The following is a 17,765-nucleotide window of genomic DNA, read 5'->3' as shown; positions in this document are numbered from 1 at the left end:
TTCTGTGAGCCCAAAATAAGAGGCACCATATGAGGGTCTCTTTTAATTCATCAGACGAATGATATTGATTATTGTTCTCATTTACATGCTTCGACATTTACTGTATACTGACAATAGTTATTTTACATATTGGTCTAAACGACAAGATAGAATTCAAAAGGGAGAGATTATTTACATGTTGGTATCCGTTAAAAAAGGGATGTTTCTTTGTTTAATTACTGCAATGATCCTGGTGCTCGCAGCGTGTTCAAGTAACAATGGTGGCAGCGAAGATGCAAATGGCAACTCACAACAAGCTGCGGAGAGCAGCGCCACGAATGCAGCAACAAATGGGGAACAAACCGACGCAGACGCTTCAGCACCTGCTGAAACAACTTACCCGGTAACCGTTTCAAATTATACAACAGAGAACGGCACGTGGGTGAAGAAGGATCAAACGTTTGACAAGGCACCTGAACGAGTAGTTGCCAATACCCAAGGTGCAGCCGAGCTGATGATTCGCCTTGGTTTGACAGACAAACTTGTAGGTGTGGCTGCGTTGTTTGGTAGTGTACCTGACGATATTGCTGATGAGTTTAAAAAAATTCCTGTGCTTGCTGAAGGCTATGTAGGTAAGGAAGTGACGATAGGCGCTACGCCTGATCTGGTTGTAGGGCGTGGTGGATTGTTTGAGGATGCGGATTGGGGTGTTGGTACAGTAAGCAGCTTGAATGATATGGGGATTAAAACGTATGTACAAAGCACCAGTGTTCCTGATGCATCGTTAGATAGTCTGTATCAGGATATTACTGAATTAGGTGAGATATTCAACGTACAAGCCAATGCAGCGGCATATATTGAGACGCTTAAAGCACGCGAGAATGCCTTGTCCGCCCGAGCTAGCTCTGAAACGATCAATTATGCATCATTTTCGGATAATGGTGATGGAACTATTGGAATCTACAACGGAAATGGTGATACGTTTATTGAAAGTGCAATGTCATTAATCAATATGCATAATATGCTGATTAATGAAACGGGCACACTCAGTCTGGAGAAGTTAATCGAGATTAATCCGGATGCGATGATTATTTCGAGGTATGCAGGTGGCATTGATCCTGAGCAGACGATTGAAAAGCTGCTTGCCAACAAACAGGTACAAAACATTAACGCAGTTAAAAACAAAAAAATCTACATTATTGATTTCAACAACTTCTGGGGTTACGGGGATTCCATCTTCACAGGTGTAGAAGGACTCGCGGATGATCTCGGGTTGTAAATCAGTACCATTAAAAGTCGCTATTTTAGCGGCTTTTTTTTGTTATCAGGAACCCAATTCCTGTCTCAAGCTGATCCCGGTCGGCCCGCCGAATGATAATGAGTTTCTGAACAATCTATCTTAATACGATTTGACTTGTGAATGTATTATCAGTATAGTGTGAATCAGTTCACACTTCAAATTAAGGAGTAATCTATGCCAAAAAATTCTTTCTTTCGTTTAGATGAAACAAGGCGCGAGGAAATATCGAATAGCGCTATGCAGCTTTTTGTTAATAACCTTTACGAGGATATAACTATGAAGATGGTTTTGGATAGTTTGTCCATGCACCCCGGAACATTTTATCGGTATTTTGAAGACAAAGATGACCTTTATTGTCACTTAATACGTAATGTGACCCAGAAAAGAGCTGCATATTTTAATAACAGTAGTGAAGATTCCCTTTACAGCTATTTCCTTACTGGCTTATTTGGTAACGTTAATGGCATGGTGACCGAGCCACTGAATGAGTTGGAAATCAAACTGACTAAAACATTTTCATATATTCCTGAGGACATTTTGCTTAAAGTATATGTGAATGTGTTAAAGGGCGAGTCATTCCCCATGATCAAGGACATTTTACGCCGAATGAGGGTTGATGGATATCTCCGACCGGATGTTGACGACGACCTGATTTCTTTTATGTTTGAGTCAATGCAGCTTAATTTAATCTTGTTTTTTAGAGAATTCGATATTAAGGACTCTACGCTGCAACATAAGATCAGCAAATACTTTGCTGAATTTATGGGCCATGGACTGCTTGAAGATCATAAATATTCTGAAATGGTTAGCGATCTCAAGGGGGAAAGAAAATGAAAACCTATGACGTATTTCCAGAACCAATTGGCGGCTATACTGTCGGTCGAACCCAGATGGATTTTGAGTACACGGCATCAGATTACACCAAAAGAGAACTGACCGCTTTTGTGTATTATCCGTCTGACAGTAGCGAAGGTAAAACTACATCAACGTACATGTTTCCTGAAGTCTACGGGATGTTTAATGAGCAGCCACTTGTCACTGCGTTGAAGGATGTTTTCTCTATAGATATCAAGACCCAGTGTTACGACGACCTTGCTCTCTCCGGGAAGGAAAAGCGCTATCCAGTGTTATTCTATGTTTGCGGTGGAGGCGGTTCTCCAGAATGGGGTACAGTGCTCTGTACAGACTTGGCAAGTATGGGGTATGTTGTGGTAAGCATCGGCCATCAGAATAGCACGATGTATAAACGTAAAGATGGGCGCCTGTTTAATGTATCCAAGGATTTTTCGGATGTCATTACAGCGTTTGGTGAAGATCCGGAGATGCTGGCGTTGGCTGGTAAGATGGAGATGCGTCCTGACGATGAAACTGCCATTGAGATGTGCCGTAACGTGCTTGCACTACCGATACTTTCCAAGATAACAGAGTATAGTGAATCACAGGCAGAAGATGTAAGGTATGTAGCCGATTATCTTTACAAACTGGACTCTGGAGAGCTGAATTCCATCTTTAAGGGCAGATTGCTGCTTGACATCGGCATGGGTATAGTCGGACATTCTTATGGAGGGCCTACGACGGCGATGGTTTGCCGGGATGACGACCGGTTCGCCTGCGGGATTGGCTTGGATAGCGGTGCGTTTGGACTTCTTGACAGCGATCTTAAGAAACCCTTCTTGCTGCTGTTTTGTGAACCTAACTATAATATGAATGCGATTATTGGCGCTAACAATAGCATGGAGACCTATTATTTCTCAGTTGATCGTGTTGCACATTTGGATTACTGTGACATCGTGTTTACCAGTGTTAATGAGGAACTCAGAGGTGAACTGGATGCTATGGAGATGCGAAATATTGTTACAGACTATGCAAAGAACTTTTTTGATCATTACTTACTGCAGAAGGCAGCAAGTGTGGAAAGCCTGGCATACGATGGTGTGGAATTGATCAGGAAGACCAGCAACAAGTGACTAACCGAGAGACTACTGATTAATATATGTAAATTAATGCATGTCCAAGAGCTAGCCGTACAGACGGAGAGCCGATAACCTTATTACGCGGTTATCGGCTCTCTGATATTGCAAATTGACATCCTGGTTCCAATAACTGACGCTTATTTGGCCTTAGTCCCGCCAGTGTTTACTTCGCTTCCAGGCTCCATCAACATGATATGACATTCCTTTTCGGCGGAAGGCTTGATCTCGACTCCTTTAGGGACAATATACATCTCGCCCTTGGAAATCTTCACTTGCCCATCACGAAAATCAATTATCATTTCCCCCTCGAGCACAAAAAATAACTTGTCAGTCTCCTCATGAACATGCCACTCAAAATCTCCAGCAATCTTAACGATCTTAAATTGATAGTCATTCATTTCACCAATGAGTTTGGGATACCAAAGATCGTTTAATTTCGCAAATTCCTCATTCAATTGAATAGCTTGATAGTGCATCGTCATTCCTCCTGTGTATTAATCCTATATGTTCAGTATACTGATCTAAGCTTTTGTATAACATGGATGCCTATTGAAATCAGGATGGATTATTGATGAACTTCAGACGATACTCCGTAGGAGAAATACCACATTGTTTCTTGAACACTCTGCTAAAATAAAAGGGGTCAGTAATGCCAACGCTCTCAGCAATCTGTTGTACAGACGCATCACTTGCCAATAACATTTGCTGTGCCATGTTTATACGATATTTCAAAACATATTCTGCCGGACCCATACCCGCATGTCTTCTAAACACGTAGGAAAGTCGATTTCGATTAACGTTATTTTGTTCTGCAAGCGATGCGACAGTCAAACTTTGATCATAGTATTCTTGGATATAGGTAGAGACCCGTTCGAATAAAACATCTGATTCACAACTATTTTGCCTATGATCAACACATATTAAGGTCTCATTCAGCACATCGCGAAACAGCATCTCGGTTTGAAACCTTGAAATACCTCCATGCTGGTTATACACATACCATAGACGCGTAATTAATTCGATCAGACGTGGGGACTGACCCGTTGATAATTCAAAATGCTGATGGGAAAAGCTTGTATCTTCGAGGTCCGAACTACATATCCGGTATAAAACGAGGATGTATTCCCAGTCCGTTCTATGAAACACGGTTTGATCCAGTTTCATTTTCGCGCCCCCATGTACAACTTTTCCTGGTGAAAAAATATAGGGTGTACCATCAAATTGAAATTGTATTTTTCCTGTAAGAGGAAATACAAATCCAGGAAAAGAATCGGTATAGTCAGCCTGGGGAACCCCTGGATTTCTAGCATATCGATATACGCCTTCTACTTGAAATGGAATGTGTGCAAAATGCCCTGCTAACTGATTAACGTCTACTTTCACATTACGTACCTCATTTCAAAAGTGTTTGCCGGTCATTCTAAGATAAATCGTTGTGCACCTTACTCCAACATTATTGATAACGATTATCACTGTCAACATATATAATGAAAAAGAAAGCTCTTTTTTACATATGGGCAATAGAAACCATCTTGTGTTAACATGTGCACTAACTAATCCAATTGCTTGCTTGAAAAGGGGAAACCATGTCAATTCGAATAAAAATGCTGCTGTCTTTCACGGGCATGCTCGTTATAAGTCTACTGTTCATCCTGCTTACGGCAAGTCTGTATACGATTGCGGCCACAGGGGATCTACAGAGTTTCCGTGATATATACAAGGTACATTATCAGATCAACCCCCTGACTGAACAGGGAGAATCGATCTTTCAAGAGATGAAGTTCCTTGCCAAAAATGACCCGGACGACCTGCAAAACAAGGTTTTGCTGCGTGAATATGATATGAAGCTTCGAGCTGAGAAGTCAGGGCTCTACGTCAGACGGGAGAATAGCCAGATCTTCGAATCGCTGACCTTCAACCAGCCAGAACTGAAGCAAGCACTGCCTGCCTATGATCTTAACAATTACCAGATTCGGAGCACCTTCAATATTGGTGAGCGATTTTACGCGTATGCAAAATTTGATTTTCAGTATTCAGACGGGGAACGAGGGAGTATCTTTGTCATTCGCGAGAGAAGCCCCTTTGCGGAACTTACTCGCAAACTGCTACCTGTGATGTCATTCCTGCTTATTGGCGTCCTCATCATTGCAAATCTACTCTTGTTCCGCTGGATCACACGCAGCTTCATTAAGCCATTGAATCAACTACGAAGTTCAGCCGAACATATTAAAGATGGCAATCTATCCTTTAAGCTTCAGCTAAACTCCAATGACGAGGTTGGTCAACTCAGCGAAGCGTTTGAGAGCATGCGGAATCAATTACAGCTCTCCTATGCATTACGAGAGCAGGACGAAGTGAATCGCAAAGAGCTCATCTCCAACATTTCGCATGATCTCCGTACGCCGATTACCAATATCAAAGGGTATATTGAGGGTATTCGTGACGGAGTGGCTAATACTCCGGAGAAAATGGAGAGTTACGTTAATATCATTCACTCCAAAGCAGTTAGCATGGATAAGCTGGTGGATGAACTGTTTTTGTATTCCAAGCTCGACTTGAACCAAGAACCTTTCCTGTTCAAGACAGTTGATCTCGCTGATTTCCTTGAAGATAGCATCGAAGAGCTGAGATATGATCTGGAGGATAAAGGTGTTGCCCTGGATTGGATTAACCAGGTATCTGGTCCCGCCATGGCTGCTGTGGATCCGGAGAAGTTAAAACGTACCGTTGTTAATGTGGTGGATAATGCACTCAAATACATGGAGAATGAACACAAACGGTTCGAGATTACACTTCAAGCTGATGAGAAATGGATTACAATGGCCTTTAAAGATAATGGCAGGGGAATACCCGAAGAGGCACTGCCTTATATATTTGAACGCTTTTATCGTGCAGAACAATCCCGCAATTCCTCAACGGGCGGAAGTGGACTTGGACTGGCAATAGCCCGCCAAATCATTGATGGACATGGGGGCTTCATCTGGGCAGAAAGCCAGCCCAATGATGGCACGAGCATATATATCAAGCTGAAACGGCTGAATGAAGAGAGGGACTAATGAGTAATGGTAAACATTTTGATCATTGAAGATGAAACAACGATCGCAGAACTGGAACGGGATTATTTTGAGCTCAACGGATTTTCTGTGGATCTCTGCCATACTGGAGATGAAGGCCTGAAACAGGCACTGGAGGGGGACTATAATCTGATCATTGTTGATCTGATGCTTCCGGGACTCGACGGCTTCGAATGTTGCAGGCGCATTCGCGAGGTGAAAGAGGTGCCCATCCTTGTCGTTTCCGCGAAAAAGGAAGAAATCGATAAGATCAGGACATTTAATCTTGGAGTTGATGATTTTATTACAAAACCGTTCAGCCCAAGTGAATTAGTTGCGCGAGCAAAGGCTCATTTAACCCGATACGAGAGACTACTTGGTAAAAACAAACCAGCTGAGCAGGATGAAATCCACATTCGCGGGCTTCACATTGATAAAGGATCACGCCGCGTTTTTGTTAATGGAGAAGAGGTGGCGATTACAACCAAGGAATTCGAGTTACTTGTATTTCTTGCGAGTCATCCCAATCGTGTATTCAGCAAATCTGATCTGTTCGAGCGGATCTGGGGCATGGATTCCACCGGAGACATTGCAACGGTAACCGTCCATATTCGCAAACTGCGTGGGAAGCTGGAGACAGACCCCAAAAATCCAGAGTATATCGAAACCGTCTGGGGCGCGGGCTATCGGTTTACTGCATAAGTTTCGTGAAAATTTAGACCCAGTTTATATTTTGTTAATAACTTTGTCCTTGGGAGTTTCTTTTTGTCCTCTATTCTATAGATACAGGCAACTACAACCTATAGAGGAGGAATTCAACTATGAATTCTACAACCCGCAAAATCGCTACATTTCTAACCATAACTGCATTAGGTACAGCAGTGTTCCCGTTAACTGCGAATCAAGTACATGCAGCTACATACGTTACTAACATTGCGGCAACAACCACACAGCTTACCCAACAACAGATTGAAGCTGCTATCAAGGATCTGAATAGCTTGGGGATCATGAACGGATATGCAGATCAATCTATGGGTGAACATCGAGCAATTACCCGTGCGGAGTTAGCTTCATTGGTTTTCAAAACGTTTAATTTGGAGAGCAAGACGGGAGAAACCGTAGAATTAACGGATGTAAATCCCAATGCATGGTATGCGCCATATGCGTCAAAGCTTGTTGAAGTCGGCATCATGCAAGCTAACGATGGACAATTCAATCCGCAGACTCAAGTGTCGGATGCTGAACTCGAACAAGTCGTATCTAAAGCAATGCAACGTGATGTAAAGTCCGTTCACCATTGGATGAGCGTGTTCTACTCCGAGAACGGTTCAGCAACGCGTGGCGAAACAGCAGTGTTGTTACAAACCGCACACCAAGCTATTCCTTCGGAGCAAGCTCAAATCAAGAGCGTTAGATCACTGAATGCCATTACGTTAATTGTAAGTTTTGACAAACCGCTGACAGCAGCGAATGAAGCTTTTGCCAAGGCACAAACGGACTTTGCGTTTAGTGGCGGGATGACGTTAACCAATATGCCCCGTTTGAAAACAGGGTCAATTGCGACTTACATCGTTCCAACGTCCGTACAAGATGCTGGTGAAGTGTACAACCTGACTTACAAAGGGCAAGACGCTGGGTCCTTTGAAGGTAGTGGCACGAAAATAAACATGACAACGGCTAGTCAAGTAACGAATGATACATTCGAGATTGAAGCACTGCAAGTGAACGGTGTAGTGGATTACGGTTACATCATTTCGGCTTACAGCGGTGGCCGAGGAGCTAATGCATTTGTGCTGAATGATCAAGAGCAAGCAGGAGGCAAAACGTATCAAATCATCTCTTCCATGCAAGCAAGACAAGTTGTAATTACGCCAGAAGGTGGCGAGCCTATCGTTGCCAGATATGTTCCGTTCACACAATCCACAGATGGTAAACAAGAACCGAAGTTCCGTTTGCCTGAGGGTCAAACGCTGAAATCAGGTGTCACATATACGGTTACTTCGGATTGGGCGAACCTAGAAAATGCTTCATTTACAGCGAAATCGTTTGATTCGTTGGTGGTTGCAAGTGCTCAAGCAGTGAGCGAAACCTCCATTGAAGTTACGCTTGACCAGAACCCTGGGGATGAACTGTTCTCTGGTCGAAGTGTAACGTTAACTTCACCTAGCGGGGATGTTCTGACGGCCACTTATAAATATTCAAGTCGAAAAGGTGCGACGGGTGTATTCGACCTAACAAATGATGGGAAGTTAACTCCGGGTACTACGTATACAATAAACCCAGTTGGCGATTGGAGTGTCGCTTCTTCGGTCACCGTGACACTGGAGTAAGGGAGGCAGTATGAGTAAATCGCTGATCATCGTTATCCTGATAAGCAGTATGTTGATCGTTCAAGGCTGCGTGCCTGAAGTGAGAAATGAATCCAATGTGGAGGAAAAGGCCGTGACTTCAGCAGATAAACAGCTGTTCAAGGCAGTAGAGGACAGCGATACTGAACGCATCGAACAAATGATTCAAGCGGGCGCCAATATCAATGCTCAAGATCAGAATGGACGAACCTCTACAATGATTGCAACTTACAATAATGATCTAACATCGGCTAAAGTGTTAATTGAAGCGGGGGCAGATGTGAATATACAGGACGATATGCAAAATACCCCGTTTCTGTATGCTGGAGCTGAAGGATACTTGGATATTTTGAAGCTGACAATTGAGGCGGGAGCGGACCCAGCGATAACGAATCGATATGGAGGGACAGCACTTATTCCAGCTTCGGAGCATGGATATGTGGATGTAGTGCAAGAATTACTGACTCAAACTTCGGTGGATGTGGACCATGTGAATCAATTGGGATGGACAGCACTACTCGAAGCGATCATTCTTAACGATGGCAATGCTCAGCAGCAGGAGACGATACAATTACTCATTGACCACGGAGCAGACGTAAACATATCGGATCGTGATGGGGTGTCACCGCTCAGTCATGCGCAGAATAAAGGCTTCAAGGAAATTGAAGACATTTTGGTACAAGCTGGTGCGAAATAGACCCTTTTAGGGTGAGTAAATTAACAAACATGTTGAGATATATGTAAAAATGGTTTTCATGGAGCGCCTGATTCCTTCTATGCTGAAGGGCAGGCGCTTCATTCAATCAATCTTACGTGTATGAAAGTAGCATAGTTTTTACGTGTCATAATGAGATACGGAAACGAGAATCTTAAAAAATGAATATCTCTGCTTTAAAGTTTGCTATAGTGTACCACTCTGCTTCCAGATAAAATGGAAATACCAACCATGTAAGCGCTATCTATTATTATACTGCTTGTACATGTTGGAATTATTCATGGAGGTGTATGATGAAGAGAAAGTCTTGGTATACGTTGGTGGTGACTGGTGTCGTCTCTTTGTTTTTTTCAGTAAGCGCTTTCGCGGGTTATGTGTTCTGGGAACCTCTAACCTATTTTAACGCAAGTACGTGGCAAAAAGCGGATGGGTATTCCAACGGGAACATGTTTAACTGTACGTGGAGGGCTAACAATGTTAATTTTACAAGTGACGGCAAGCTTAAGCTTGGTTTGACCAGCTCTGCACAGAACAAATTTGATTGCGGAGAGTACCGTTCCACGAATACGTATGGGTACGGCTTGTATGAAGTCAGTATGAAACCTGCCAAGAACACAGGTGTAGTTTCCTCATTTTTCACATACACAGGGCCCGCACATGGCACCCAATGGGATGAGATTGATATCGAATTTTTAGGAAAAGACACAACCAAAGTGCAGTTTAATTATTATACCAATGGGGTTGGTAATCATGAGAAGATTATCAATCTAGGTTTTGATGCATCCCAAGGTTTCCATACGTACGCATTTGACTGGCAGCCGGGACATATCAAGTGGTATGTTGATGGTGTATTGAAACACACGGCAACCAGCAATATTCCTAAAACACCCGGAAAAATTATGATGAACCTGTGGAATGGAACAGGAGTAGATAGCTGGCTCGGTCCTTATAACGGCGCCAATCCGCTCTATGCGGAATATGATTGGGTCAAATATACGAGTAATTAAGCAGACTGAAGCAGCCGTTAGCGGCTGCTTTTTTTCTATATTCAGGCGTTGTATTTATTCAATATATGTATTCAATATCCAATATCCTAAATTAATGCAATAAATGTTGCAATATTAGTATGGGCATAAATATCAAACATTCATTATGATTAACCTGTAAGCAACATTACATAGACTGGGGGAACGAAGTTGGACACAAGTAAAAAGAGACGAGTAGGCAGTTTGGTCATGATCGGTGTATTGGCCCTATCTGCAGCCCTGAGTGGGTGTAGTAACGGGAGCGACAAGAAAACAGAATCGAGTACACCAGCGACAACGTTGGAGCTCAAAAATGGGAAGTATGATCCACCAATATCCATTACGTATTTACGACCATGGGGTCCAGACGTGAAGTTTAAATCAGGCGAGGATCAGGATAACAACGTCCATACAAAATGGGCCAAGGAGAAACTCGGAATTGAGTTGAAAAACCAGTGGATATCTCCTTCTACCAATAATGCATTTGAGACAAAACTGCGTCTATCACTTGCTTCCAATGCGGACATGCCGGACATTATTTCGTATCGCGGCGAATTTAATCTGGTACGTGAATTGATTGAGTCCGGAAAATTTGTCGATGCGGGCGAGTTGTTTGACAAATATGCCAGCGACACATGGAAAGCAGCCGTAAACGAAGATCCTTCCGTATGGTATCCATACATGCAAGATGGCAAAAAGATCGGTATTCCGATTCTGGACTATTCATATAATGGTGATCCTGTCATGTGGATCCGTGAAGACTGGATGAAGAAATTCAATCTGGAAGCACCTAAAACGATAGATGATCTTGAAGTCATTATGGAAACGTTTACGAATCAAGATCCGGATGGTAATGGGAAGCAGGACACTTACGGACTCACCATTGGCTTCAAGAACTGGCTGAACACATGGATGTCTGAAGCTGGGTGGGTATTTGGCGCTTATGGTACAATGCCAAACCAATGGAATCTGACGGCAGACGGAAAACTTGAATACGGTTCCGTTACACCTGGTGCAAAACAAGCTTTGGCCAAATTACAGAGCTGGATGAGCAAAGGATATATCCCGGAAGAAGCCGGCGTGTATGACGAGACAAAAGCAGCTGAAGAATTTACTGCCGGAAAAGCAGGTATTGTGGTTGGTCCTCACTGGATGCCATCCTGGCCGCTGGAGGATGTGAAGAAAAACAATCCTGAGGCTGAATACAAGGCCTATCCGATTCCTTCCGGTCCAAATGGTCAAGCAGGAAGACATGGTACGTCAAACGGAAATGGCGTAGTTCTAATTAACAAAGACATGAAAAATCCGGAAGCCTTTTTCACCTATCAGAACTATCTCTTTGATCACTATGCGAATCCTAAAGAGGGCGATGAGTTTGAGCATGGATTTGCGGAAGGATACGATTGGGTTATGGTAGATGGGAAACCATCAACCGATGCAAGTCTTACGGGGGGGTATGCTCCCGAGAAGTACACCTTAACGTTTGATGGAGCGCGTATTCCCAATCTGAGCATGACAACACTTGCCAAGCTGGCAAGCGGTGAAGAAGCAACTACACCGTTTGAGAAGAAAATCAAATCAGGTGTACCGACACCTATGCTTGATGCAGCTAAGATTGTATTGGATCAAAAGGATATCGTGTTCAATCAAATGTTTACTGGTGCACCTTCAATGACGATGCAGATGAACAATGACATTTTGACCAAGATGGAGAAAGACACCTTCTCTCAAATTGTATATGGCAAAACCTCTGTTGATGCGTTCGACTCATTTGTTGAGAAGTGGAAGTCTTCAGGTGGAGATCAGATTACGAAAGAAGTTAACGAGTGGTATGATTCCGTGAAAAGCGGAAAATAGGACGAGGGCAGAGCCGCGAACATTATTTCGATGCATCGCGGTAACATAAGTTGGCCAAAAGGCATTGCAGGAGATCAGCTCCGGCAATGCCTTTTGGTATGCAATATGAAAAATGGGGAAACCGGAGAGATTACTAGGACGTCAAGTCTAGCCTGAGTTCTTAAACCGGCAGATTTTCCCGATATTCTTGCGGAGTAAGATCATAAAATTTCTTGAAAACTCGAATGAAATATGCGGTATTGTTGTAACCAACAAGTTCTGCAATCTCAAATACTTTAGCGGTTGATGTTCGCAAATGATAGGCTGCTTTCTCCATTCTTAACCGGTACACATAGGCAGTAAGTGCTTCACCGGTCTCCGCCTTGTATACCTTGGACAAGTACACTGGATGCAGATGCACATGGTCAGCGATTGCAGGAAGTGATACATCACCAGCCAGATGAAGGTCGACGAAACTTTTGACGCTGCGTACAATGGTGCTGTGATTGTCTCTGAGCTCTTGTTCGGCATCATCTCTTATGTAATGAAGTGTGCGTATGGACCAGTCCTGTAATTGCTGTGCAGTGGAGTAACTGGGAGCTTGAAAGTAACGATAGGACTCTGCTGGAATCAAAGAAGAGATTTGTTTGCCATTTTTATGAATGATGTACGCAAACGCGCCCGCAATAGCAAAATACACCTCAAAGGTTGACTCCGCAATATCATGATGTTTATTGGAATGCAGCAGTTCCTCAAAAATGTGCTCGATTTTCTGTTCGACATCCTCAAAGCGACCAGCTTCGAGCAGGCTAATCAAGGTTGGTGGCTGATACAGCGACCTGATCGTATGTAGAGGATTGGCATCCGTTTCATCGGAAGCGGTGACAAACAAACCTTGCACCTGACCCATCCGTTTACGCATGGACATAACCGTTCGCTCATAGAGTTCTCCAATTTCGTGGGGGAACTTGCCCCAACTGGAGACGGAAATGGAGATTGCACCTTTTAAGTATAACTGAACATTAGTTTGAATCTGGGCAGCGTACTGCTCGAGCAATGTCTGAGGCGTCTCACTCCGGCTATAACTCATCGTTGTGGAATGTTTCATGCTTACCAGAACAACAATGTAATCATGCACGTCTCGTGTGTGCCAGATATGAAAATGATTATGCATCACTTCACTTATGATATTACATATCGCATATTCCATTAAAGCCAGGTCGCCATGTGCCATATCGGATAGATGTTTCTCCATACGAATAATCAGCATGCCGAGATCTTCTCCTACGGAGTAGGGAAGCTCCAGCAGATCAAGCTTGTCTGCCAGCGTCTTCTGATCATAGACTTTTCCAGTCAGCAACTCATGCAGCATCGTGGATTGAAGCAATGGCAGATGATCCTGAAAGGCGTGTAAGGCTCTTTGATGAGATGCTGCGGTTTCCCACTTTTCTTTAATTCGATGAACAAGACGTTGCACGGATTCGATGAGATCTTCATCACTAACAGGTTTCAGCAAGTAATCAAAGCTTTCCTGTGCAATGGCCTGTTTCGCATATTCAAAGTCGGCATGACCTGATAACAGAATCGTCTGCACATGCGGCCACTTTTCATGAATCGCTGTAATCAGTGCAATGCCTGACATTTCAGGCATACGTATATCCGTAATTACAATGTCAATGTCGTGGTTGTCCATAATTTCCAGCGCAACTGCACCGGATAAGGCTTCATGAACTGTACCGATCCCGCAGCTTTCCCACGGAATGGTCTCTGCCAGCGTTTCCACGACGGAACGTTCATCGTCAACTAGTAATATTTGCAGCATGGGTCGTTCACCTACTTGTCTGTATTGTCGTGCCATGTGATGTTAACTTTAATTCCACCCATTGAAGACTGTTCATAGGATAGTCCAGATCCTTCACCGTACAGAAAAGACAAACGCTGATGGACATTCCATGTACCACATCCCATATTCTCATCCAGCGGTTTAAGAAGATTATCCCTCAGATGATCAAGCTGTTTCTCAGACATACCAAGCCCGCTGTCCTCCACGATAATCGTGTACACATCATCCTCGCAGTCCGCATAGATTTTAATCTCACCATCCACCGATTTGGGCTCCAGACCATGGATAATAGCGTTCTCAATAATAGGCTGAAGGGTTAGTCTGGGAACTGTTTTATCTAAAATATCATGGGGCACGTCGATTGTAAAATGCATTCGTTCCAGACGAAGTGACTGGATTTCCAAATAATTTTTGACCATCGTCAGTTCTTCACGAAGCGTGGCTTGATCCTTTTCGGACCTGGTTATGTATCGGTAATACTCTCCCAGATTCAGTGCCATGGCTACCACGGCCTTTTCATTTTTCATTCGGGCCATGTTCTTGATATAGAACAGACAGTTATATAGAAAATGCGGATTAATCTGCGATTGTAACTGTTTGAGTGTGGCTTCCCGACTTCGTAATTTCTCCTCATATACATTCTCAATTAGTTCTTGAATTCGTTGAGCCATGATGTTGAAACGTGCAAATAACAGGCTGAACTCATTGCGTGCAGAATGATGAAGCCGAACGGAAAAGTCCCCGGTGGACAAGCGATTCGTCCCTTTCACCAACTGTAAGAGTGGAAGCTGCACACTTCGGTAGAGTGTATATAATACAACAACGCTCATCACGATCAGAACGGCAATTGAAGCGTAGAAGAGATTCCGGCTGCTCGTAATCGGTTTCAAAATTTGCTGCATAGGCACATAGTCAACATAATACCAGCCGAGGCTCTTGGATTGAATGTAGGAGACATAATATTCCGTTTTGTTCAACGTTGTACTGAATCCACCGCTGGCCTGCAGTTTTGCTTCTTTCAGGGAAGGCAGGATTGCGTTCAAGGTTTCCTTTCCAGAACTATTGCTGATTAATCCATAATCGGGATGGAACATGAACGGGTCACCTTTATTATTTAATTTGTTTTGATTAAGAAGTGCAGTTAAGTGGTGAACTGGAAAACTGATTTTGGTAATCAATCTGGCTTTGCCAGGTCTCGCCATCGCTGTCGTTGGATCGGTAGTGTACCAGATAAATTGATTGTCGGCATAGGTCCAGGATTGCGAGAGAGGCTCCTTAAACTCATCATCCCTGTACGGAATGTAAGCATAATAATCCGTTGATATCACTTTTTGCATCCTTGGGAAGTATAGTGTGATGGTCGAATGCCATTTGCTTGCTGCGTTGTACAGATTCATCTTTTCCAGAATAGCACTTCCAACTTTCACACGTTCATAGGGAATGTCCTTGTAGTCGGGGCGTTGATACTCCTGAATACTCGAATCTTGCCCAATAGACATCCCATACAACGACAATTGGTAAATGTTGGATTCTACTGAATCAGCAAATGTTGAGAGATGATTCATCGTATTGTTCTGAATCTCGTGTTCGATAACACGCACGCTTTCCCGGTTCGAGTATGTATAGAGAAACAGCACCAGAATAAGCAGCATCACAAACAACAGAGTAATTTTGGTAAAGACATTCAAGCGTGTGAACAAAGTCCAACCTCCTTAATCTTATTAAAATATTGATATCGTTGTTGCAATATTAGGATATAGATCACAAATTTCCATTGCTATAATTTTAATATACAAGTTCACGATGACTTGTAAAATACAAAATTTAGAACATGGGGGATGCAGGAGTGAAGGAACATACGTTAGAAACGCCGCATAAACGGCGCTCCACCAGGGTTAAACAGCGCTGGAATATGCAACGGAACTGGACCTTGCATATGATGCTCGTTCCAGCCGTATTGCTGGCACTGGTGTTTCAGTACATACCGATGGGCGGCATTGTAATTGCTTTTCAGGATTTTAAGCCATACTTGGGATTTTCTGAATCCAAATGGGTTGGTTGGGATAATTTTCGATATTTATTTTTATATCCGGACGTAGGTCAGGTGATCTGGAATACGCTGGTCATTGCATTTTTCAAAATCATCGCAGGTCTGTTCGCTCCATTCCTGTTTGCCATTTTGCTCAATGAAGTGCGCTTGACGGCATTCAAGAGAGTGAGTCAAACGCTTGTGTATTTACCGCATTTCCTATCATGGGTTATTCTCGGGGGGATTCTGCTCGATATCCTGTCTCCTCAGGGCGGCATGGTCAACCAGCTTGTCGTAGCCTTTGGAGGAGAACCGATCTTCTTCCTGGGAGACGGTACATGGTTCCGAATAACGCTGATCCTCAGTGATGTGTGGAAAGAATTTGGTTTTGGTACGATCGTATTTCTGGCTTCTCTCTCAGGAATTAATCCTGCACTCTACGAGGCTGCCGAGGTGGATGGGGCCAACCGGTTTAAACAGACGCTGCACATTACGATTCCGGCATTAATGCCGATTACAATCGTACTGATGACACTCTCTATCGGCAATATCCTGAACGCCGGTTTTGATCAGGTATTCAACTTGTACAATCCGCTTGTGTATGACAAAGGCGACATCATTGACACCTTTGTATATCGACTCGGGATTCTGAACGGGAAGATGAGTTTTGCCACAGCAGTAGGGTTGTTCAAATCTGTGGTTGCTACCATTTTGATTGTTATATCTTACAGAATGGCTTACAAACTAGCTAATTATCGAGTTTTCTAGAGAGGAGAAAAGGGCTTGTATTATAAAACAAAAGGATACCGTATATTCAGCATCGCTAACTATACTTTTCTTGGGATATTATCGATACTCTGCATTTTACCAATTATTCATATATTGGCTGTTTCATTCAGCAGTATGGCGCCAGCATCATCAAACCTGGTTACCTTCTGGCCCATCGGGTTCACAACCGACGCTTATGTAAAAACATTCGGGAATTCAAACTTCATTAACTCCTTGATCGTATCACTTAAACGGACTGTAATTGCAACGATCATTGGTATGGTCATCATGCTCATAACCGCATTTCCGTTATCGAAAGAAGATATCAGTTTTAAAGGTCGTTCGTTGTATACATGGTTCTTTGTTTTCACCATATTGTTCAGTGGCGGTTTGATTCCAAGTTACATTCTGATCCAGAAGCTTGGCTTGATGAATACCATCTGGGCACTTATTCTGCCTGGAGCACTGTCCGTGTGGAACGTTATTCTCATGATGAACTTCTTCCGCGGTCTACCCAAAGAGCTTGAAGAAGCCGCCTATTTGGATGGAGCAGGTCATATCAAAACATTGATCCTGGTTTACGTACCACTATCGCTTCCAGCGATCGCAACCTTGTCCTTATTTACGATGGTGTATCAGTGGAACTCCTGGTTCGACGGCATGATCTATATGTCTGATATTAAAAATTATCCACTTGCTTCTCTGTTACAGACCATTATCGTTCAGCAAGATCTCAGCAAAATCAACGTCGATCCTTCCATGTTGGAGAATATCTCGCAGCGAACCGTACGCGCAGCACAGATCTTTATCGGCGCGCTTCCGATCCTGATGGTATACCCTTTTTTACAACGTTTCTTCGTTAAGGGGATCGTTATTGGAGCAGTCAAGGAATAGGC

The 17,765-nt window shown here is 43.3% G+C and carries 15 protein-coding genes; 11 read left to right on the top strand and 4 right to left on the bottom strand.

The genetic code is table 11. From position 1 onward, the window contains the following. Window positions 1-175 precede the first annotated feature (175 nt). The 3 genes from MKX68_RS25975 to MKX68_RS25965 all read left to right on the top strand — a co-directional run bounded on the left by MKX68_RS25975 (window position 176) and on the right by MKX68_RS25965 (window position 3,246). A complete protein-coding gene (locus MKX68_RS25975; RefSeq protein ID WP_340914636.1) occupies window positions 176-1,258 on the top strand; it encodes an ABC transporter substrate-binding protein in 1,083 nt (360 codons plus the stop codon). Between the two features lie 195 nt (window positions 1,259-1,453). Further along, window positions 1,454-2,113 (top strand): TetR/AcrR family transcriptional regulator, encoded by a 660-nt coding sequence (locus MKX68_RS25970; RefSeq protein WP_340914635.1) that lies wholly within the window; start codon window positions 1,454-1,456, stop codon window positions 2,111-2,113. Then, complete coding sequence (locus MKX68_RS25965) at window positions 2,110-3,246, top strand: alpha/beta hydrolase (protein ID WP_340914634.1); 1,137 nt, start codon at window positions 2,110-2,112, stop codon at window positions 3,244-3,246. Before MKX68_RS25970 ends, MKX68_RS25965 begins: the two co-directional genes overlap by 4 nt. Window positions 3,247-3,389: 143 nt before the next feature. Here the strand turns inward: MKX68_RS25965 and MKX68_RS25960 are convergent, their stop codons facing one another. Then, a complete protein-coding gene (locus MKX68_RS25960) occupies window positions 3,390-3,728 on the bottom strand; it encodes a cupin domain-containing protein (protein WP_340914633.1) in 339 nt (112 codons plus the stop codon). Window positions 3,729-3,807: 79 nt separating this feature from the next. Next, complete coding sequence (locus MKX68_RS25955; protein WP_340914632.1) at window positions 3,808-4,635, bottom strand: helix-turn-helix transcriptional regulator; 828 nt, start codon at window positions 4,633-4,635, stop codon at window positions 3,808-3,810. Between the two features lie 203 nt (window positions 4,636-4,838). Between MKX68_RS25955 and MKX68_RS25950 the strand changes: the two genes are divergently transcribed. The 6 genes from MKX68_RS25950 (at window position 4,839) to MKX68_RS25925 (ending at window position 12,250) form a co-directional block, all read left to right on the top strand. Then, the gene (locus MKX68_RS25950; RefSeq protein WP_091030238.1) at window positions 4,839-6,308 is read left to right on the top strand and encodes a sensor histidine kinase; all 1,470 of its coding nucleotides are present in this window, start codon (window positions 4,839-4,841) and stop codon (window positions 6,306-6,308) included. Window positions 6,309-6,314: 6 nt separating this feature from the next. Next, a complete protein-coding gene (locus tag MKX68_RS25945) occupies window positions 6,315-7,007 on the top strand; it encodes a response regulator transcription factor (protein ID WP_340914631.1) in 693 nt (230 codons plus the stop codon). A 119-nt stretch (window positions 7,008-7,126) separates the two neighbouring features. Further along, complete coding sequence (locus MKX68_RS25940; protein ID WP_340914630.1) at window positions 7,127-8,635, top strand: S-layer homology domain-containing protein; 1,509 nt, start codon at window positions 7,127-7,129, stop codon at window positions 8,633-8,635. A gap of 10 nt (window positions 8,636-8,645) precedes the next feature. Continuing rightward, a complete protein-coding gene (locus tag MKX68_RS25935) occupies window positions 8,646-9,350 on the top strand; it encodes an ankyrin repeat domain-containing protein (protein ID WP_340914629.1) in 705 nt (234 codons plus the stop codon). 311 nt (window positions 9,351-9,661) lie between these two features. Beyond that, a complete protein-coding gene (bglS, locus tag MKX68_RS25930) occupies window positions 9,662-10,375 on the top strand; it encodes a beta-glucanase (protein WP_338594963.1) in 714 nt (237 codons plus the stop codon). Between the two features lie 228 nt (window positions 10,376-10,603). Then, window positions 10,604-12,250: an extracellular solute-binding protein gene (locus MKX68_RS25925; protein WP_445671131.1), complete on the top strand. Its 1,647-nt coding sequence runs from the start codon at window positions 10,604-10,606 to the stop codon at window positions 12,248-12,250. Window positions 12,251-12,410: 160 nt separating this feature from the next. Here the strand turns inward: MKX68_RS25925 and MKX68_RS25920 are convergent, their stop codons facing one another. Both MKX68_RS25920 and MKX68_RS25915 read right to left on the bottom strand, forming a co-directional pair. Beyond that, window positions 12,411-14,051 carry a response regulator gene (locus MKX68_RS25920; protein WP_340914627.1) on the bottom strand — a complete coding sequence of 547 codons (1,641 nt, stop codon included), beginning with the start codon at window positions 14,049-14,051 and terminating at the stop codon, window positions 12,411-12,413. 11 nt (window positions 14,052-14,062) lie between these two features. After that, entirely contained in the window at window positions 14,063-15,772 is a 1,710-nt protein-coding gene (locus MKX68_RS25915) for a sensor histidine kinase (protein ID WP_289389156.1), read from the bottom strand. 146 nt (window positions 15,773-15,918) lie between these two features. On the opposite strand from MKX68_RS25915, the gene MKX68_RS25910 reads away from it, so the two are divergent. Together MKX68_RS25910 and MKX68_RS25905 are read left to right on the top strand one after the other, a co-directional pair. Then, window positions 15,919-16,869, top strand: a complete 951-nt coding sequence (locus tag MKX68_RS25910; protein ID WP_091018939.1) for an ABC transporter permease — start codon at window positions 15,919-15,921, stop codon at window positions 16,867-16,869. A 15-nt stretch (window positions 16,870-16,884) separates the two neighbouring features. After that, window positions 16,885-17,763 carry a carbohydrate ABC transporter permease gene (locus tag MKX68_RS25905; protein ID WP_076210648.1) on the top strand — a complete coding sequence of 293 codons (879 nt, stop codon included), beginning with the start codon at window positions 16,885-16,887 and terminating at the stop codon, window positions 17,761-17,763. Window positions 17,764-17,765: the final 2 nt, after the last annotated feature.

This window comes from Paenibacillus sp. FSL M8-0212 (assembly GCF_038004645.1).
In the GTDB taxonomy this organism is placed as follows: domain Bacteria; phylum Bacillota; class Bacilli; order Paenibacillales; family Paenibacillaceae; genus Paenibacillus.
Note: the sequence above shows the minus strand (reverse complement) of the source record. Positions and strands in the feature narration are given on the sequence as shown.